Genomic DNA, 19,673 nt, shown 5'->3' on the forward strand with positions numbered 1-19,673 from the left:
AGATGCGTTGTTCGCGGCCATTACTCTTCCATGTCAGGTTTCAGACGCGGCGTCAGGCCGCCTTCGGCGGTTTGCGTCTCAATGTCTGAACCGTCATTTGCAGCCGAGTTATTATTGTCCATACCGGCAGGCGTTTGCGGGTTTGCCGAAGAGGCGAATTGCGACGCCCAGGCGCGTTCGAATAAATGCCGGCGCGTCAATTCGGGCATGCCGGCGGCGCTCAATCCTTCACTAACAATCACCGATTCGATTTCTCCGCCTGTCACTACAGGACCTGAGGACGCCGCAAGCGCGGCAAGCCCTGCCTGTCCGGTTTTGTCCTGCGCAATCGCATCGAACGCAGCCCTTAAAACGCGAGAGGTCACCGCCGGATCCTGATGCGCCGGCTGGGATATTTGAAACGCGGTATTTTCATTCAATGTTGAAACCCCGGCGCGGCGCGCAATTTGCGCGGCGGTCTGCGGGTCGAGCGTCGCAAGCAAATTCACCTGGTCGATAAATTCCAGTCCCAGATCTTCCGGCAGCGCCGCCACGGAACTGTTGGCGCCGATCATGACCGAAAGCCATCCGGCCGCGCCGACGCTATCGCCGACCGCCATGCGCGCTGCAGCAAAGCGCGAGGCCTCTTCCGGCGCGACAATGACGCCTTCGAGATTCTCAATTTCGTTTGCGTAAAGAACATTCAGCGCATAGGCGCGATGAAAACTGTCGCCGAGCGATAAGGCTTCCGATATGCGCGCCGCCTTGTCGCGAATGAACTCCGGCGCCGTCATCGCTTCGACGGACTGAAAAAGCAGCGCATCGCTGAGCGGCGAACCCGGTTCCGCAGCCGCCATGTCGCCTGCGTTCGCGATATCGGTGACGTCAAACTCAACGCCGTTCAACAACCGCACAAGGTCGCCTCTGTTCATGACGCCCATGGCGACGGCGCTCATCGCCGCTTCCAGACGCAAAGCCGTATCAGTTTCGTCATCATTGGCGATACTGGCGATCACGCCGCCATCCCCGACACTCAGCGTCCCAGGATTAATCGATACGCCGGCAATGTGCGCGGCGGCGTAATGCAGGGCTGTTTCGGCCGCCGGCAACATATCGTCGGGCGCGCGCCCGTTGGCGCCGGACAAGGCCGCCATGATATAGGCTTCGTCAACCGATGAAAAAGCGCCGCGCTCGCGCAGCAAATTGACTGTGAGATCAAACGCATCCAACTCGCCCGCCCGCGCATAGCAAAGCGCGCGCAACTTGACCCAGAAAAGCGCTTCGCGACCTGTGGCCAGATTGGCGCCGCGCCGGCATGCGGCGTCATAATTGCCGCTCAAAAGCGCGCCGACGGCGTCCGCTTCCGCATGATAAACATTGTTTCGCCCGCTGGTGGCGAGGCTGGAAATCGTTTGCGCTTCATCGATGAAACCGGCGCGGGTCAGCGCCAGTAATTTCTTGCCGCCGAGAGACGCGTCCGCCCCTGCCGGCTTGTCGCCGGGCGACAACAAGATCCGCCGCATCGCTGCGCCGAGGCTTGGCGTCGCCGGACGAGTTGGCGCGTAAGACAGAAGAAAGTCCAGCGTCTGCGGTTCGCTACCCGCCCACAATTCACGCGGCAGCGGCTGTTCGCCCGGTCGCAACGCGCCGATGGCGAAAGCGTCGCTCGCCAGTTGCGCCGTTTCTACCGTTTCAGGAGGCGCGATCTGTGCGAGCGACAAGGGCGCGAAAGCAGCAGCGCCAATGAGCGCTCCCACAGCGGTTTTTCCCCGGCTGATTTTACTGAACAGCTTCATTGGCTTCCACTTCTATTGTCCGTGTCTCCGGTTCCAGCATTTGGCCGTATATAAACAGCCCCACAAGCCCGGCCAGCGCCGCCAGGATGATAATCGCCACAAAACGCACTTTATTGCCGCTCCTGAGATGGTTTCGCCCCTCACGACCGGGAGTTAAGCCGATTTGGCGGCTAGCATCGCCGGGCGCGCTCCCCTACATCTAGCCGCCATGAGCCGGACGCGCAAATATCCATTGTTTCGCAGCACCCGATCAATCGTTTTGGTCGGCATGATGGGCGCCGGCAAGACAACGGTTGGGCGCCGCCTGGCGCCGCTGCTCGATTTGCCTTTTTTCGACGCCGACGCTGAAATCGAAAAAGCCGCCGGCATGAGCGTTTCTGATCTGTTCCAGTTGCATGGCGAGGAAAGTTTTCGCGACGGCGAGGTCAAAGTCATAAAACGCCTGCTTGAAGGGCCGTCCCACGTCCTGGCGACCGGCGGCGGCGCGGTGATCAGGCCTGAAACTCGTAAACTGATCGAGGAAAATGCAGTTTCCATCTGGATTAAGGCGGATATAGACACGGTCTTGCGCCGGGCGTCGCGCCGCGGCGCAAGGCCGCTGTTGAAAACTGACGATCCGCGCCGCACGATCGAGCGTTTGCTGGAAGAGCGCAACAATTTATACGCCAAAGCGGATATCCATGTGGAAAGTCAGCCGGGACCTCATGCCAATACCGTTTCGCTTATTGTCGAGAAGCTTGAAGGCGTCTCTGGCCTGCTGCTGCCGCCTGAGGACCCGATAAGATGAAAAACGAGACGATCCGCGTCCCGTTAGGCCAGCGCGCTTACGAAATTCATATTGGCGACGGATTGCTGGCTGAGGCCGGCTCCCTGCTGGCGCCCGTATTGCGCCGCCCGCGCATAATTATAGTCACAGATGAGAACGTATTGAAGGCTCAAGGGGAGCGATTGAAATCGGGCCTGAACGCGCGAAACATATCTTCGGAATTTATTGCTCTTGCGCCCGGCGAGAACGCAAAGTCTTTCGCAGAGTTGGAAAGGCTCACATCCAGACTGCTCGACCTGGGTGTCGAGCGTGACGATACGGTGGCGGCGTTTGGCGGCGGCGTTGTGGGCGATCTGACGGGTTTTGCATGTTCGATGCTGCGGCGCGGTTGTGGATTTGTTCAAATTCCAACGAGCTTACTCGCCCAGGTCGACAGCGCGGTCGGCGGAAAGACCGCTATCAACATGCCGCAAGGCAAGAATCTTATCGGCGCATTCTACCAGCCAGAAATTGTCATCGCCGATGTGGGAGCGCTAGAGACGCTGCCTATTCGCGAGCTGCGCGCCGGATACGCAGAAATCGTTAAATACGGCCTGATTTCGAATGCTGATTTTTTTGAATGGCTCGAAGATCATGGAAGCGCGCTGATCGGGGGCGACGCAAAAGCGCGTATACATGCAGTGAAAACTTCCTGCGCCGCAAAAGCAGCCATCGTCGCCGATGACGAGCGGGAAAAGGGAAAACGCGCCCTTCTCAACCTCGGCCATACTTTCGGTCATGCCTTCGAAGCGGCGTTCGGATATTCCGACAAACTGCTGCACGGCGAGGCGGTGGCGCTCGGCATGACGCTGGCGTTTGATTATTCAGCGCGTCTTGGACGATGCCGGCCTGAAGACGCTGAGCGTGTTAAACGCCATCTCAAAACGGCTGGTCTGCCTTGCGCCATTCGCGATCTTCCTCAAGATCTGAAAGCGGCGAGCATTCTCGATTATATGATGCAGGACAAGAAAATCGAACAAGGCGCCCTGACTTTGGTGCTGGCGGAAAAAATTGGCTCAGCCATGATTGTCAAAAACGCCGACAGCGCCGATATCCTCGAATTTTTAAAAGAAAAGACCGGCGCCTGAGCCGGGCAGAGAACTGTTATGGAAATCACCGATCCAGCTATCTTCCTCTCTATAGGGATTATTTTCCTGTTATTGTTGTTGTCTGCGTTTTTTTCAGGATCTGAAACAGCGCTCACCGCGACGTCGAACGCGCGCATTCACAAGCTGGAAGCGGACGGCAATATGAATGCGCGGCGGGTGAATATTCTCATACGCGACCGGGAGCGCCTGATCGGCGCTATTCTTCTCGGTAACAACCTTGTGAATATTCTTGCAACCTCGATAGCGACATCCCTGCTAATCTCGATTTTCGGCGAGGCTGGCGTCGCCAACATTATTGCGACGGTGGTCATGACGGCTCTTGTGCTTGTTTGTTCTGAAGTCACGCCGAAAACGCTCGCGATTTCGCGACCGGATTCGTTCGCCATGGCGGTGGCGCCGATCATGCGGTGGGTGGTTTTTATCTTCGCACCCATCACGCGCATTGTGCAGCTCATCGTGAGAGGCTTTCTGCACCTGTTCGGCGTTGACGTTTCCAAAGACAGCGCCGTGTTTTCAGCCGCTGAGGAAATCCGCGGCGCCATCGACCTGCATCATTCTGAAGGCCGCGTGGATAAAGAAGCGCGCGATCTCATTCGCGGCGCGCTTGATCTGAACGAGATCCGCACCGAAGAGATCATGATCCACCGCAAATCCATTGAAATGCTGGATATTGATCGCCCCAAAGACGCGATTATCCGGCAGGCCCTGAAAAGCGCGCATACCCGCCTGCCGCTTTATCGCGAATATCCGGACAATATAATCGGAGTGCTGCACGCCAAGGACTTATTGCGCGCCCTGTGGGACGCCGAAGGCAACGCCGACGCCATCGATTTTGAGGCTCTGGCGCGAGAGCCCTACTTTGCGCCCGAAACTACAACGCTTCAGGAACAGCTCGACGCGTTCAAGCTGAAGCAGGAACATTTCGCCCTGATTGTTGATGAATACGGCGCGCTGATGGGCCTCGTCACGCTGGAGGACATTCTTGAAGAAATTGTCGGCGAAATCGAAGACGAGCACGACAGCCCGGTCCAGGGTGTCAGACCGCAAGGCGACGGTTCCTTGAATGTCGATGGCGACGTGACGATCCGCGACGTCAATCGCGCCATGGACTGGAACCTGCCCGACGAGGAAGCCGTAACGCTTGCCGGTCTCGTGATTCACGAAGCACAGTCCATTCCCGATGTAGGCCAGACATTTTCATTCCACGGCTTTCGCTTCAAAATCCTCCGCCGCCGCCGAAACCAGATCACGGCGCTAAAAATAACCCCAATTGCAGAGACCGCCTTTTAACCGGAAGAGCATTCATGGCGAAATCGCCAGGCCGCAGCGCCTTTTTCTTCATTTTCATAACAGTTCTTCTGAACATGATCGGCTTTGGCGTGATCATGCCGGTCATGCCGCAGCTTATCATGGAAGTGACAGGCGAAGATGTTTCTCATGCGGCGAAATGGGGCGGCTACCTCACGGTGGTTTATGCGTTGATGCAATTCATCATGATGCCGATTATCGGCGGCTTGTCTGATCGTTTCGGACGGCGGCCCGTATTGCTGACGTCTCTGGCCGCTTATTCGTTTGACTTTCTCATCATGGCGCTGGCGCCGGTGATCGGCGTCATTCTGGTCGCGCGCGTTTTGGCGGGCGCTTTCGCCGCCACTTTTTCTACGGCGAACGCCTACATCGCCGATATTTCTCCTCCTGAAAAACGCGCCGCCAATTTTGGTCTTATCGGCGCCGCTTTCGGCCTCGGCTTTATCATCGGACCGGCGATCGGCGGGTTTCTTGGCGATCAATATGGTCCCCGCGCGCCGTTCTTTTTTGTCGCCGCCATGGGGGCCTTGAATTTTATGTTCGGCCTCTTTGTGTTGCCGGAAACGCTAAAGCCGGAAAATAAACGCAAGTTCGAATGGAAACGGGCGAACGCGCTTGGAAGCTTCAAACAGTTCGCGCAGTACCCCATCATGCTGCCGGTCGCCGGCGTTCTCTTCCTGTCGCAAATCGCGCACTGGACCTATCCATCCGTATGGGCTTATTACGCCACTGAAAAATATGCATGGTCGGAAATCGCCATCGCCGCGTCGCTCAGTTATGTGGGATTGACCGCGGCCATCGTTCAGGGCGGTTTGACGCGCATTATCATTCCAAAAATCGGCGAACGCGCTTCTGCGTTGTTTGCAATGTCGGTGACGGCTGTTGCGTATTGCCTCTTTGCCTTCGCTTCGAGCGGCTGGATGATTTACGCCATTATTACTTTTTCTGCGCTCGGCGGTCTCGCACAACCGGCGCTGCAAGGCATTATGTCCCGTACAATTCCCGCCAATGCGCAGGGCGAACTGCAAGGCGCAATCGCCGCCGTCATGAGCATATCCATGGTGATCGGCCCGTTCGTCATGACCCAGCTTTTCTCGGCGTTCTCCGCCCCGGGCGAAGCTTTCGAACTGTTCGGCGCCACGTTATTGCCGGACGGCGCGCCCTTCTATTTTCCGGGAACGCCGTTCATATTCGCAATGGTTCTGGAAATCTTTGCAATCGCGATGCTGTTTCTCGCATTCCGTCAAATTCAGCGTCCGCGCGACGACACAGACACCGTGGCGGCCCCTGCGGAATAACGCTCGCGATCACTCTTCTCTTTTTCCCCCGCCGAGGTGCAAACGCCCGGCGACGTCAAAGAGAAACGCGGCGGACAGACCAAACAAGAGCAACCCGTTCGCCGCCGTTGCGCCCGACAGGAGGCGCCACGCATCCGGCAACAGAACATCGCCGAACCCAAGCGTCGTATAACTGGCGCCGGCAAAGTAAAGCGCCGGCTCCAGCGTTTCGAACAGATCGAAATACAGATAGGTCTGCGCCCAGATGGCGATCTCAATTGCATGCGCGATAATCAGCCAGAGGCCGATCAGCACAAGCACCGCGCTGTCCCGCAAAAAGCGCAATACGCCCGATGCGTTACTTTTCGAGGCGCGGAAAACAGCCGCGGCCGCCGCTACAAAAACACCGTGCACGAAAGTCGTCATAGCGATGACAATCGCCGAAACAACAAGCTGCATCTGAATGTCGGGTTGTTCCATATCGCGCGCCTCTCAGGGCGAAACATTTCATCGCAGGAAAGTGCGCAATGCAATCCACGCGACATGCGCGTTTAGTTATTTTCCGCGCTTGATCGCTTTCGTAATCAGCTTCAGGCGCCCGTTTGCGCGTTTGACTGCTTCATCGAGATTTTTCAGCGCCTCTTCGTTTGCGGCGTCCTCTTCGTGTTCAGCCTCAAGCATTTCCTTTGCGGCGCGGATCTCGGACTGCAGCGCCGAAAGCACGTCTTCGCCGGGTTTCAGCTTTAACCTGGGCGCTGAACCCTTGCGCGCGCGCGCAAAAATTTCATTGGCCAATACGCCGATAAAAAACCCCGCAAGCGCAAGCGGCCAGCCATTTGCGAGCATAGTCATGACGTCGTCCATAACCGTTCAGACCCTAAATACCCCGCGCGCCCTCAAGCGCTGCACATGGCAAGGTTAAAGCAAAGGCCGGGCCAGTCGATAGAAATACGTCCTGAAACGGGAAAGCCGCCGGCAATTTTTATTGCAGGCGGCTTCGCGTTCACTGGTTAACGCCAGCCGGTCTAGCGCGGCGCCATCACCATCATGATCTGGCGGCCTTCCATTTTGGGAAATTGCTCAACCTTGGCAATTTCTTCGAAATCATCCTGCACGCGCTTTAACAGATCGGCGCCGCGATCCTGGTGCGCCATTTCACGGCCTCGAAACCTCAGTGTCACCTTGACCTTGTCGCCTTCTTCAAAAAAGCGCTTCATCGCCTTGACCTTCACTTCATAGTCATGGTCGTCGATGTTCGGCCGCATCTTGATCTCTTTGATCTCAACGACTTTCTGCTTCTTTTTCGCTTCGGCTTTCTTCTTCTGCTGTTGATATTTGTATTTGCCGTAATCAAGGATCTTGCAAACGGGCGGTTTCGTATTCGGGGACACCTCGACAAGATCAAGGCCCGCCTCAACGGCGATCGCAATCGCGTCGTCTATGGACACGACCCCGCGTTTCTCGCCCTTATCGTCAATCAACAGGACTTGCGCGACATTGATGTCTTCATTGACGCGCGGTCCGTCGTTCTTTGGCTGCGGGGCTGCAAATGGTCTGCGTGCTATGGACTTCTCTCCATTGGTTGCTATCGGACAGGTTTCTGCATGCGTTTTGGTGAAAAACGATTAACGGCTTTCCCAAAATGCGACAGAGGCGTGGATATATAAGGCTTTCGGCCCATCAATCAACGGGCATGAGCGGTCAAAGGCGAAGGAACCGGCGCGCCGTCGCGATCAGGGATAAGTCCCATATTCGCCAGCGTGCGCCAGACGAAAACCGGGTCGACCGATCCGGCGCCGGCGGGGGCCGTCATCGTGACAATATGCCGTCCGGGCGCAGAAAACGGCGCCGTTGCAGGCGATATGACAACGCCTTCGCAGCCGACGCTGAGCGCAAGCTGCATCTCATCAGCGTGATCGCTGACAAAAAACGCCGCCTCCTGAGCCAGCGCGGCCAGTTGAAGATGATCGGTCTTGCCGCTCAAATCGACAAGCTGCGGCGCATCTTGCGCAATTTCATCGCCGAAACTGTGAAGCGATTTCGAGCCCGCCAGCACCGGCATGATGTTCTCGCGCGCCATTTGTTCGGCAAGACCCGCATACCCTTCCGCGGTCCAGCGCCGCTCAGGGCTCGCCGCCGGAAGCAGCAGACCGAAGGCGCCGGATATACCGTACCAGGAGGGCTGCATATTCGCGCTGTCCTTGCGCGCCGTGATCGCCCAGCGCAGATCCGGCAGGCGCGGATGCACATCGAGGCTGGCCGTATCGGCGAGTTTTTCAAGGCCGGGCAGCGTCGCCTCCCCGCCCTTGCCGGTTCGTTTCGGCGCCGCTTCTGCGGAAAACCATTTCGGTCCGAACGGGCCCATTGCGCCGCGCAGGCGCCGCGCCTCGTCATCATTGGAAAGATCGTAAACCTGTTCGAATTTCGACGATTTGACCTGACGTACAAACTCCCGGCGCGCGTCCCGGTCGCGCAAATTCGGCATCGCGGCAACTTGATCAAAATAGGGAGAAGCGCGCGCAATGCGCTGCAGACCCTGCGTCGTCAACAAACTGATTTTGGCCTTGCGATGCGCCTTCCGGATTGCCTCAAAAACCGGGTCCGCCGCGACGAAACCGGAAAGGCTGTCTGTCTTTATAACAAGAATATTACTCTGTTTACGCCCTAACATGCCGCCCCGTTACGCCAGAAGTTCGCGATAGACATTTAGCGTCGCATCGCACATAGCGGCGGACGAATATACGCTCGCCGCCCGCGCGCGCGCAATTTCGCCCATCATCATGCGCGCTTCATGTGTCTGGTTTTGTATCCGGATGATCGCATCGCACAGATCGCGGCCGTCGCCGGGCTGCACCAGAAAGCCTGTTTCGCCGTCAATCACGGTTTCTCTGGCGCCGCCATGGTCTGAGGCGATCACAGGCTTGCCCATGGCGCCGGCCTCCACGACGACGCGCCCGAAAGCTTCCGGCCTCGTCGATGGCGCCAGGACGGCGTCCGCCCAGGCATACGCCGCCGGCATGTCAGCGCATTCGCCAACAATATGAACCATACTGCGAACCCCACGTTCGTCGGTCATCGCGCGCAATCGCCGCTCGTAATCCTGCTTCCCTTGCACGCCCCCGCAAAAAACTAGCGTTAAAGGGGGAGTTTGGCCAGTGGCCCTGTCCGCCGCAAAGCGATCTTTTAGCATTGAAATCGCGTCTATAGCCGTCGGATGGCCTTTCCATTCTGTGAGCCTTGCAGGCAGGAGAAGCTTTAACCCTGATTTTTCCCCAACGCCCCACACCTCCTGAATTCGTCCAACCCTGTCGGCGGAAACCTTTTGCGGATCAAAGAGATCGATATCCACACCGCGCGGGATGACCCGCAAACGGCCGGCGGTTTCCGCGGCTTCCGCCAGGATACGGTCTGCAGTGAATTGCGAATTCGCGATAACCCTGTCGGCGCGCAACATGGACGAATTGTAAAGACGCTTGAAGGCGCCCGCCGCAGAATACGCGCCATGATAGGTTGTAACGAAGGGTATGCCTGCCCGTCTCGCCGCTATGAGAGCGCTCCAGGCGGGCGCTCGGGAACGCGCGTGCACGAGATCGACTTTTTTCTCCGTGATTAGGTTCGCCAGTTTGAAGCTGTTCGCCGCCATGACGGCAGGGTTTTTTGAATGCACGGGCGCGATAATGACCTCTCCGCCAGCGTTTTCTATATCGCGGGCAAGGCGACCGCCTGCGGACACCACGATTGCGCGCCCGCCCGCCCGGGCGAGCGCTGCGGCGATCTCCAGCGATGTCCGCTCCGCCCCGCCTGAATCAAGGCGCGGCACAATTTGCAATACGGTATGTTCAAGGCGAATCATGCGCGGGATATCATAGGCCTGTTCACCGGCCCGCAAAGTATAAAACAGGTCATGATTAGCGAGTGCCGACGGCGGAAGGTTGGCCGCCGCCTCGGATTGCGCCATATGCTCTTCGCGGCCTGATTCTTGAAGGCGGTGCAGCACTGTGTTTTTGACCATACAGAAAGACGTTTCGCAGGATGAAAGCGCTCATCACGGGAATTGCCGGCTTTATCGGCTTTCACACAGCCGCACGCCTGTCGAAAGCCGGCTGGACCGTCGCCGGCGTCGATAATCTGAATGATTATTACGATCCCGGCCTGAAGCGGGCGCGGTTGGCGGCGCTGGGCGATGCGGTTTCATTCCATGAACTCGATATTGCCGCGGCGGTGGCCTTTGCAAAGCTGATCGACGATGAGCAGCCGGACGTGATCATCCACCTGGCGGCGCAGGCGGGCGTCAGATATTCCATTGAAAATCCGTTCGCCTATGCGCGCTCCAACCTGCTTGGCCATTTGTCCGTACTTGAAGCGTGTCGCCATGCGAAAAATTTCTCGCACCTCATCTACGCCTCTTCCAGTTCGGTTTACGGCGGCAACAAGAAAACGCCGTTCAGCGAAACCGATCCTGTTGACGCGCCAGTATCGCTCTACGCCGCAACAAAAAAAAGCGACGAACTGATGAGCGCGACATACGCGCATCTTTATGGCGTGCAACAGATAGGTCTGCGGTTTTTCACCGTCTACGGCCCCTGGGGCAGGCCCGACATGGCCTATTGGACGTTTACGGATAAAATGCTCAGGGGCGACCCGATCCCCGTTTTCAATCACGGCAGGATGCGCCGGGATTTTACCTATATCGACGATGTCGTCGACTGCATCGCGGCGATCGCCGACAAGCCGCCGTCATTCGCCGGCGAGGACCGGCCGCACCGTATCTATAATATCGGCAATCACACGCCTGTCCCCCTGCTTGACATGATCGGCGCGCTGGAAAACGCCACGGGCCGTAAAGCGCAGATGGACATGAAAGACATGCAGCCCGGCGATGTGTGCGAGACATACGCCGATGTCGACCGGCTCGCCGCGGATTACGGGTTCAATCCGGCAACGCCCATCGACAAGGGACTGAAGCAGTTTGTCGACTGGTATCGCGCCTATTTTAACGTCTGATCCTTATCCGGAGCCTGAAAATTTCATGCCCGCATCGCGCAATATTTCGCGTGCGGCGTTGCGTCCGGGCAATCCGGTAACGCCTCCGCCCGGATGCGCCCCTGCGCCGCAATGATAAAGGCGCTTCAATGCGCCGCGATAATCGCCATAGCCGAGCGCGGGACGCGCCGCCCATAGCTGATCAAGGCCCATGGCGCCGTGAAAAATATCGCCGCCCACAAGCCCGAACTTATCTTCGAGATCCTTTGGCGACAGCGCCGTCCGGCCGAGTACGGATTTTTTGAAATTCGGCGCATACTGGTCAACCGTATCGATGATAAGGTCTGCGGCTTTTTCCCGCTCCTGGTCCCACGACCGTCCTTCCGGCAAATCCGGCGCGAAATGCTGGCAAAACAAACTGGCCACATGCGCGCCTTCCGGCGCAAGGCTATCATCCACCGTGGAGGGAATCAGCATTTCAACAACGGGTTTAGATGACCAGCCGTCGCGTTTTGCGTCTGTGAAGGCTCGGTCCATATAATCCAGGCTGGGCGCGATAATTATTCCCGCCTGATGGTGCTCTGCTATTTCTTTTCCGGGCAGACAGGTAAAATCCGGCAGCTCTGACAAGGCGACATTCATCCGGAACGTACCCGATTGACAGCGCCAGTTTTGCATTTTCCGGCGGAAATCCGGATCAAGCGCATCGGCGGGAGTCATCTTTCCGTATAGCAATTTTGGATTCACATTCGAAATCACGCGCGCGGCGGCGATGTCTTCACCGCTTTCAAGAACGACGCCCCTCGCCTCGCCGTTTTCAAGATCGAGCGTGTGCACAGGCGCATCAAGAGAAATCTCGACGCCGGCGGCTTCACAAGCCTGGCGCATTGTCTCTGTAATGGCGCCCATCCCGCCGACCGCATGCGCCCAGGCGCCCTTTACCCCGTCCACTTCGCCGAAGACATGATGCAATAGAACATATGCGGAGCCCGGCGTATCCGGACTAGCGTAATTGCCGACAATCGCATCGAAACCAAACAGCGCCTTGACAGGCTCCGACGCGAACCATTCATCGAGAAAACCGCGCGCGCTTTTGGTGAAAAGATCGAGCAAGTCCTGATGCAACTCAGCGCCGCCCTTCACGGCGGGCCAGAGCTGAGACGCAGCGGAGAACGCCGCTTTCACGCCCTTGCGGGGATTGGGCGGCGTCTTGAGAGAAAGGCCACGCAAGATATCGGCGACTTTTTCAAGACGATCATAATAAGCCGGCAGGCGCGCTGCATCCGCGTCCGAGAATTTGCGGAACTCTTCTTGCGTACGCGCGAGGCCGCCCTCGGCTTTCAGATATCGGCCGTCGCTTGTGGGCAGGAAGTTTGCAATCGGACGGTGAAGAAAGCGAAGGCCAAAGTCTTTCAATTTCATATCCGCAATGACGCGCGGATTTAACAGACTGACCGTATAACTCGCGGCCGAATTGCGAAAACCGGGATGAAACTCTTCCGTCACCGCCGCGCCGCCGACAACCGAACGGCGCTCGCAGATACGCACGGACATGCCGGCGCGCGCCAGGTAAAAAGCGCATACCAAGCCATTATGCCCGCCGCCGATGATAACGGCGTCGTATTTTTTACCAGATGTTGTCAACGCCAGCACGTCATCTCGGGCTCAGGCGTCCGCTGCGGCGTTTTTCGCCTGCCGTCGGCGATCATGCAGAATAAATTCCGTATACCCATTAGGTTGCGACGCACCCTCAAAAACCAGATCGCATGCGGCTTTGAATGCGACGCCGTCAAAATCCGGCGCCATCGGCGTATAGGCGGGATCGCCTGCGTTCTGGCGATCGACGACTTCCGCCATCTGTTTCAGTATTGCGAGCACATCCTCGCGCGTCGTAACGCCGTGACGCAGCCAGTTGGCGATATGCTGGGATGAAATGCGCAACGTCGCGCGATCTTCCATAAGCCCGACATCGTGAATATCCGGCACTTTGGAACAACCCACGCCATGATCGATCCACCGCACGACATAACCGAGGATGCCTTGTGCGTTGTTCTCAAGTTCCTGCCTGATCTCTTCGGGACTGAAATTTTTTCCGCTGGCGAGGGGCGGCGTCAGGAGACGCTCAAGGTCGCCTGTGTTTTCGCCTTCCAGCTCTTTCTGGCGCGCAAAGACATCAACTTCATGATAATGCATGGCGTGCAACGTCGCCGCTGTGGGTGACGGCGTCCATGCGGTCGTGGCCCCCGATTTCGGATGGCCGATTTTCTGTTCAAGCATCTCCGCCATACGATCCGGCGCCGCCCACATGCCTTTGCCGATCTGCGCCTTGCCGGAAAGACCGCAGGCAAGCCCGATCCCAACATTGCGGGCTTCATAGGCGGCGATCCAGCCTTCGTTTTTGATATCATTCTTGCGGAGCATCGGTCCGCCTTCCATCGCCGTATGAATTTCATCGCCGGTGCGGTCGAGAAAGCCGGTATTGATAAAGACGACACGTTCGCGCGCGGCGTGAATACAGGCGGCGAGGTTCGCCGACGTGCGCCGCTCTTCGTCCATGATGCCGACTTTCAGCGTATTTTTATCGAGCCCGAGCATCTGTTCGACGCGCTCAAACAGTTCAACCGTGAAGGCGACTTCTTCCGGTCCGTGCATTTTCGGCTTGACGATATAGACAGAGCCGGCGCGGCTGTTTTTGAGCGTTCCGCCGCCTTTTAGATCGTGCATTGCGATCAGCGATGTCACGGCCGCGTCGAGAAACCCTTCGGGAATTTCATCACCGCTGGAATCAAGCACAGCGTCCGTATACATATGATGCCCGACATTGCGCACCAGCATCAGCGATCGCCCCGGCAGCGTTAATGCGCCGCCGTCGGGCGCCGTGTATCTTCTGTCCTGCGCAAGGGTGCGATCCAGCGTTTCCCCGTTTTTCTGGAAACTTGTTTTCAGATCGCCTTTCATCAGGCCCAGCCAGTTCCTGTAGACTAGCGTTTTGTCTTCAGCGTCCACTGCCGCGACCGAATCTTCGCAATCGATGATTGTGCTGACCGCCGCCTCGACGATAACGTCAGCCACGCCAGCAGCGTCAGTTTTGCCGATGGGGTTTTGCGGATCGATCAGGATTTCCAGATGAAGGCCGTTATTTTTCAGTAGCACTGCTTCAGGCGAATCGGCTGCGCCGCGAAACCCGGCAAATTTTTGCGGCTGCGCCAATGTGGTTTCGCCATCATTTACCGTAACGATCAGCGCTCCGTCTTTCACGCCATAGGCTGTTGCATCGGCGTGCGAGCCTTTCTGCAGCGGCGCGGCGAGATCGAGAAACGCTCTGGCCCGGGCGATCACTTTCTCGCCGCGTTTTGGATTATAACCGCCGCCGCGTTCAGCGCCCTCGTCTTCGGAAATCGCATCCGTGCCGTAGAGTGCGTCGTATAAACTTCCCCAGCGCGCATTGGCCGCGTTCAGCGCATAGCGTGCGTTGGACGCAGGCACCACAAGCTGCGCCCCGGCGGTTTCAGAAAATTCCGGATCGACATTTGACGTCGTTATCGAAAACGGCGCGGGTTCATCGACGAGATAGCCAATTTCGCGCAAGAATTTCTCATGCGCCGCAACATCGAACTGTTTGTCGGCATGTTCGCGGTGCCAGGCGTCAAGCTGCAACTGTAATTCATCGCGCCGTTTCAGGAGCGCGTCATTTTTCGGGCCGAGGTCGGAAACGATCGACGAAAGCCCTTGCCAGAAGCTGTCAACGCTGACGCCCGCGCCGGGAGCGGCTTCGTTTTCAATACAGTGCGCCAGTTTTTCGGAAATTTTGAGACCAGAATGCTCGATCATTAAATTCTATCCGCTCCTTCAGCGATGAAAAAAGTCAACCGGGCCGTTTATGCACGCAATCGCCAGTTCAACAACAGTTTACGCTGCATCTGCGAATTATCCAGAGACTTTGACAAGAGGAGCCGCCACGCTATCTAATCTCATGGGGTCATCTTTGATTAGTTTTTTGTATCAAAATCAAATGTTTAAAAATTCCAGGCGCTGGCTGCGCCGCTTTCTGGAAGCCATTTCAGCGGTTCTGGTATTCATGTCGCCGGCGCGCGCCGCCGACGCGCTTGTCGCCGTCGCAGCGAATTTTAAAGAAGCCGCCGATGTTCTCGCAGCCGATTTTGAAATGCGGACAGACCATACGATCACGCTCGCTTCCGGCTCGACCGGAAAACTTTACGCCCAGAGCATTAACGGCGCGCCGTTTCATGTGTTTCTCGCCGCGGACCAGGAACGCCCGGCGCTTCTGGTGGAAAATGGCTCGGCGGTTGCGGGATCACAGTTCACATACGCCGCTGGCCGGCTGGCGCTGTGGAGCGCTGAGCCGGCGCGGCTTGCCAATGGCGACGGCGAAGACGCCTTGCGCGCCGGCCGATTTCGCCGGCTTGCAATCGCAAATCCAGACCTTGCCCCTTATGGCGCGGCGGCGAAACAGGTGCTGCAGAAATTAGAGATATGGGACGATGTGCAATCCAAAATCATCATGGGTGAAAACGTCGTGCATAGTTTTACTTACGCCGCCACCGGCAATGCGGAATTCGGTTTTGTCGCGCTTTCCAGCATTATCAGCCTCAACGCGACATCGGCGATATATTGGGAACCGCCGTCCGATCTTTACACAGCGATTAAACAGGATGCGGTTTTACTGAAAGCCGGCGCAGCAAACGAGGCCGCTGCAGCGTTCATCGATTATCTGAAAGGCGATGACGCGCGCGCGATCATCGCACGCCTCGGCTACGGGACCGACTGAGATGCCCGACCTTGCGCCATTGTGGCTGTCCCTAGCGCTGGCTTTTGTCACGACAATCATTTTGCTGATCATCGGGACGCCTTTCGCCTGGTGGCTGTCCAGAACCCGCTCGCCGTTAAAACCCTGGCTGGAAGCGGTTACCGCCCTGCCGCTGGTGCTCCCGCCGACTGTCATCGGATTTTATCTTCTGATAGCGCTCAACCCCGAGGCGCCGATCGGCGCTTTCTGGGTGTCGCTTACCGGCGATACGCTGACATTTTCTTTCGCCGGACTGGTCATTGCGTCAATATTCTATTCCCTGCCCTTCATGGTGCAGCCATTGCAAAGCGCGTTTGAATCGCTTGGGCGCGAACCGATGGAGACCGCCGCCAGTCTGCGGGCGCGGCCCCTCGACGCGTTTTTTTCGGTTGCCGCGCCGCTCTCGGCGCGCGGTTTTCTGACGGCCTGCGTTCTCACCTTCGCGCATACTATCGGCGAGTTCGGTGTCGTTCTTATGGTCGGGGGCAATATTCCGGGCCGGACGAAAGTTGTTTCCATCGCGATCTACGAACATGTTGAAACATTGCGCTACGCGGAAGCGCACATTTTCTCCGCGTTGCTGCTCGGTTTTTCGTTTGCAGTTCTGTTGGTCGTTTACACAGCTAACAAACGGCGTCCCGTCAATGTCGGCTGAAGAATTAACCCTTCAAATCGAGACCAGAGATCGCGAATTCGCGGTGAATATCTCTCAGACAATGCCGCTCGCCGGCGTCACCGCCGTGTTCGGGCCGAGCGGCGCCGGCAAGACCACATTGATGCGTATGATCGCCGGGTTCGATACGCCGGATGCAGGACGCATAGCGCTGGACGGCGACGTCTGGTTTGACGCCGATAAAAACATCAAGCGCGCCGCCTGGTCGCGCCCGGTTGGCTATATGTTTCAGGATGGACGGCTTTTTCCGCACCTCACGGTTCGCGGAAACCTACAATATGCGGACAAACGCAGCGCAGCCGGAAACACAAACTACACATTTGAGGAAATCGTCAACGGATTTGATTTGTCGCCTTTGCTGGACCGGCGGATACAGTCGCTTTCCGGCGGCGAACGTCAGCGCGCCGCGCTCGCGCGCACGCTGCTGGTCCGGCCGCAATTACTCTTGCTGGATGAACCGCTCGCCGCCCTCGACCGTAAACGAAAGACAGAGATACTTCCCTACATAAAGCGCCTGTCATCCGATTTCGGCGCGCCCACGATATTTATCAGCCATGACATAGAAGAGGTCAGTCATCTTGCGGACAGGGTGATGGTGCTGGCGAATGGCGGCGTACAACAATACGGAACCGCACCCGATATCGTCAGCGGTCTCGACCTGGAACCGCTCACCGGACGCCATGAAAACGTGACGCTGCTGGAAGCGACAATCGCCGCCCACGATACGCGTTTGCGTCTGACGCGTGTAAGCGTCGGCGAAGCCTTGGTTTCACTTCCCATGACGAGCGCGTTGGCGGTGGGCTCAAACATCCGCCTGCGCATTCGCGCACAGGACGTGGCCATCGCCACCGCCGAACCCCAACATGTCAGCATCCGAAATGTTATCCCCGGAAAAATCACGGAGATCAGCACAACCGGCGCATCTCCATATGCAGATGTGCTGATCGACATAAAATCCGCGCAACTGCGCGCGCAAATCACGCGCTCTGCGATGGAGGCATTAATGCTGGAAGTCGGAAAGCCCGTGTTCGCGCTTGTGAAAAGCGTCAGTATTGACGGCGGCCTGTAATCTTGCGCTGGCGCGGGCCTGATTCGCTGCCGTTGCTCCTCCGCCGCTGGTCCTCTACCGCTGGCGCCGTTGACTGCAATGGCTTAAAATTGGCCTCTCACGAGAAGGTTAATGCGTGAATTTTCCGGCGATTCCTTAGCACCCGCCGCCCGGCCAGAAATATCCAGAACGCCTGAAAAATGAAGAGATTTGCGGAACCAAACGGCAATCTATACGTTCTCGTAATGCATACGTTAGATTTAGTTGGGTCTCGAGAATGTAAATGTTACTGTCTAATGGAGCGATGCTGCGTCAGTTCACGCGTGCGGTCACAACCGACCATATCCTCGGAGATGAGTTGTGCCGCGCCATCATTAACCATATTGGCGGGCGCTTTACCGAAAAAATTGATCGCGCACTCGCCTTCAAGAATTTTCTGAATTGCTGGAACGACATTACCAGAAGCGCCAAACGCCCGGCGCTTTTTACCGATGATTCGCTGATTTACGGTTTTGGCCCCCCGCCGGAAACCAATCATTTGCTGCTCATGCTGAAAGATATTGTCGAATTGGAAGAGCGCGAAATTTGCGACATTCTGGATCTGCCTTTGGACGAATTGCGCCAGCGTCTGGAGGCCATTCGGGGCGCCATGTATGTCGCCGGCGTCAAAAAGGTTCTGATTATTGAAGACCAGCCTATTGTCACGCGGGACTTGCAGGAAAATTTGAATTCGATCGGCGACATCCGGGTTCGCTCCGCATCGACGGCGCAGTCCGCAGCCGACATCGCCGCTGAAATGCGTCCCGATCTGATCCTTGCCGATTACATGCTCGAAGAAGAGTCAACCGGAATGGACGCCGTCACTGAAATCAGACATCATCTGGATTGTCCGGTCATTTTCATCACGGCCTATCCTGAAGCTGTATTGAAGGGCGGGGAATTCGAACCGGATTTTGTGATCGCCAAACCATTCACACGGCACGCGATCCGCGCTGCTTCCTGGCAGTGTCTTTCAACGCCGAAAAGCGACGTTGAACACGAAGTTTCCAACGTCATTTCCTTCCGGCCGATGATCTGATCAAACCGGCGCATACTGCATCCGGCAAGAATTTAACGGCTACGCTAATTCGGCAGGTTTTCGATGAGCGTGTCCGCTCTCTCCCGCCATGCGCTCAGCAACGTTTCGTTCGGCGTATGACGCAAGCCCATGCGCTGTAACATTTGCGTTCTTTGCGAACCGGCGCCGCCAAAACTGTCGGCGACCCTCGGGCGCCAGAAATCAATAGAGGCGTTGATATGCCGCCTGGCGCCGGAATTGACATTCACAAGACGCACAAGGCCTTCATACCCCAGCTCGGCGTGCCGGCGCTCGCGCGGCAATATGTCTGCGAAGGTTTCCGCAAGCGGCTGATAAGACGACCCCGCCAGCTCGCCGATCTGGATGACGGTCGCTTCGCCCATCAGCACGTTCATCACGACTGCGTCGCTCCAGCCCTGCAACGGATAATGGAAAACATTGAGCCGCATGTCCCCGTCGTGACGCCGTTCGCCGCGCAGGTCGTCTTCACGGGAAACTCTGGAGGTCCACGGATGAACATTCATGTATTTGTCAGTGTTGACGCCGAACTCGCCCATCAATTTTAAGACGCGTTCTGCATGATCGAGCTTTTCGGCGACAATACGCGCAGCAGTGATTTTCTCTTTTATACCCGGCCCGGCGTTGATGAGATCAGCAAAACCCGCCGCCCCGGCCAGTTCTGAATCGACGAAACTCGCCATGATGCGCAGCAATTCGGCGCGATAACGCGGCGGCGCATTATCCGGCGCCGACAGTTTGCCGCCCTTGGCGAGATAGTCCTGGATGTCGGTCTCGTCGTTCATCGAAAAA

Annotated in this window: 18 protein-coding genes; 9 read left to right on the plus strand and 9 right to left on the minus strand. The window is 57.2% G+C overall.

From position 1 onward, the window contains the following. Nucleotides 1–20 precede the first annotated feature (20 nt). Nucleotides 21–1,775, minus strand: coding sequence for a hypothetical protein (locus ACQK2Q_RS09245; RefSeq protein ID WP_425409456.1), 1,755 nt, complete (start codon nt 1,773–1,775; stop codon nt 21–23). A 163-nt stretch (nt 1,776–1,938) separates the two neighbouring features. Here ACQK2Q_RS09245 and ACQK2Q_RS09250 point away from each other — a divergent pair, with 163 nt between their 5' ends. From ACQK2Q_RS09250 to ACQK2Q_RS09265, 4 genes are read left to right on the plus strand one after another with little or no spacing between them, the layout of a single operon-like run. After that, nucleotides 1,939–2,562 carry a shikimate kinase gene (locus ACQK2Q_RS09250; protein ID WP_425409457.1) on the plus strand — a complete coding sequence of 208 codons (624 nt, stop codon included), beginning with the start codon at nt 1,939–1,941 and terminating at the stop codon, nt 2,560–2,562. Beyond that, on the plus strand, nt 2,559–3,668 hold the full coding sequence (gene aroB, locus ACQK2Q_RS09255; RefSeq protein ID WP_425409458.1) for a 3-dehydroquinate synthase: 1,110 nt from the start codon (nt 2,559–2,561) through the stop codon (nt 3,666–3,668). The genes ACQK2Q_RS09250 and aroB overlap by 4 nt, the downstream gene beginning before the upstream one ends. A gap of 18 nt (nt 3,669–3,686) precedes the next feature. Continuing rightward, nucleotides 3,687–4,979, plus strand: a complete 1,293-nt coding sequence (locus ACQK2Q_RS09260) for an HlyC/CorC family transporter (protein WP_425409459.1) — start codon at nt 3,687–3,689, stop codon at nt 4,977–4,979. Between the two features lie 14 nt (nt 4,980–4,993). Beyond that, complete coding sequence (locus tag ACQK2Q_RS09265; RefSeq protein WP_425409460.1) at nt 4,994–6,295, plus strand: TCR/Tet family MFS transporter; 1,302 nt, start codon at nt 4,994–4,996, stop codon at nt 6,293–6,295. 9 nt (nt 6,296–6,304) lie between these two features. Here the strand turns inward: ACQK2Q_RS09265 and ACQK2Q_RS09270 are convergent, their stop codons facing one another. From ACQK2Q_RS09270 to ACQK2Q_RS09290, 5 genes are all read right to left on the minus strand, one after another. After that, nucleotides 6,305–6,754, minus strand: a complete 450-nt coding sequence (locus ACQK2Q_RS09270; RefSeq protein WP_425409461.1) for an ion channel — start codon at nt 6,752–6,754, stop codon at nt 6,305–6,307. Between the two features lie 75 nt (nt 6,755–6,829). Then, nucleotides 6,830–7,126: a hypothetical protein gene (locus ACQK2Q_RS09275; protein WP_425409462.1), complete on the minus strand. Its 297-nt coding sequence runs from the start codon at nt 7,124–7,126 to the stop codon at nt 6,830–6,832. Between the two features lie 173 nt (nt 7,127–7,299). Beyond that, on the minus strand, nt 7,300–7,839 hold the full coding sequence (gene infC / locus ACQK2Q_RS09280; RefSeq protein WP_425411139.1) for a translation initiation factor IF-3: 540 nt from the start codon (nt 7,837–7,839) through the stop codon (nt 7,300–7,302). A 119-nt stretch (nt 7,840–7,958) separates the two neighbouring features. After that, complete coding sequence (locus ACQK2Q_RS09285; protein ID WP_425409463.1) at nt 7,959–8,945, minus strand: glycosyltransferase family 9 protein; 987 nt, start codon at nt 8,943–8,945, stop codon at nt 7,959–7,961. A 9-nt stretch (nt 8,946–8,954) separates the two neighbouring features. Further along, a complete protein-coding gene (locus ACQK2Q_RS09290) occupies nt 8,955–10,286 on the minus strand; it encodes a glycosyltransferase family 4 protein (RefSeq protein WP_425409464.1) in 1,332 nt (443 codons plus the stop codon). A gap of 20 nt (nt 10,287–10,306) precedes the next feature. Here ACQK2Q_RS09290 and ACQK2Q_RS09295 point away from each other — a divergent pair, with 20 nt between their 5' ends. Continuing rightward, the gene (locus ACQK2Q_RS09295; RefSeq protein ID WP_425409465.1) at nt 10,307–11,278 is read left to right on the plus strand and encodes an NAD-dependent epimerase/dehydratase family protein; all 972 of its coding nucleotides are present in this window, start codon (nt 10,307–10,309) and stop codon (nt 11,276–11,278) included. Between the two features lie 3 nt (nt 11,279–11,281). Here the strand turns inward: ACQK2Q_RS09295 and ACQK2Q_RS09300 are convergent, their stop codons facing one another. After that, nucleotides 11,282–12,901, minus strand: coding sequence for a phytoene desaturase family protein (locus tag ACQK2Q_RS09300; RefSeq protein ID WP_425409466.1), 1,620 nt, complete (start codon nt 12,899–12,901; stop codon nt 11,282–11,284). Between the two features lie 21 nt (nt 12,902–12,922). Then, nucleotides 12,923–15,088, minus strand: coding sequence for a malate synthase G (locus ACQK2Q_RS09305; RefSeq protein ID WP_425409467.1), 2,166 nt, complete (start codon nt 15,086–15,088; stop codon nt 12,923–12,925). Nucleotides 15,089–15,269: 181 nt separating this feature from the next. On the opposite strand from ACQK2Q_RS09305, the gene modA reads away from it, so the two are divergent. From modA to ACQK2Q_RS09325, 4 genes are all read left to right on the plus strand, one after another. After that, nucleotides 15,270–16,046: a molybdate ABC transporter substrate-binding protein gene (modA, locus tag ACQK2Q_RS09310; RefSeq protein WP_425409468.1), complete on the plus strand. Its 777-nt coding sequence runs from the start codon at nt 15,270–15,272 to the stop codon at nt 16,044–16,046. Nucleotide 16,047: 1 nt separating this feature from the next. Beyond that, nucleotides 16,048–16,719, plus strand: a complete 672-nt coding sequence (modB, locus tag ACQK2Q_RS09315) for a molybdate ABC transporter permease subunit (protein WP_425409469.1) — start codon at nt 16,048–16,050, stop codon at nt 16,717–16,719. Then, entirely contained in the window at nt 16,709–17,806 is a 1,098-nt protein-coding gene (modC, locus tag ACQK2Q_RS09320; protein WP_425409470.1) for a molybdenum ABC transporter ATP-binding protein, read from the plus strand. The genes modB and modC overlap by 11 nt, the downstream gene beginning before the upstream one ends. Before the next feature lie 283 nt (nt 17,807–18,089). Continuing rightward, on the plus strand, nt 18,090–18,863 hold the full coding sequence (locus ACQK2Q_RS09325) for a response regulator (protein ID WP_425409471.1): 774 nt from the start codon (nt 18,090–18,092) through the stop codon (nt 18,861–18,863). 44 nt (nt 18,864–18,907) lie between these two features. On the opposite strand, the gene ACQK2Q_RS09330 is transcribed toward ACQK2Q_RS09325, so the two are convergent. Further along, nucleotides 18,908–19,666: a Phenylacetic acid catabolic protein gene (locus tag ACQK2Q_RS09330; RefSeq protein WP_425409472.1), complete on the minus strand. Its 759-nt coding sequence runs from the start codon at nt 19,664–19,666 to the stop codon at nt 18,908–18,910. Between the last annotated feature and the right edge of the window lie 7 nt (nt 19,667–19,673).

The organism is Hyphococcus sp., assembly GCF_965228385.1.
Lineage (GTDB): Bacteria > Pseudomonadota > Alphaproteobacteria > Caulobacterales > Parvularculaceae > Hyphococcus.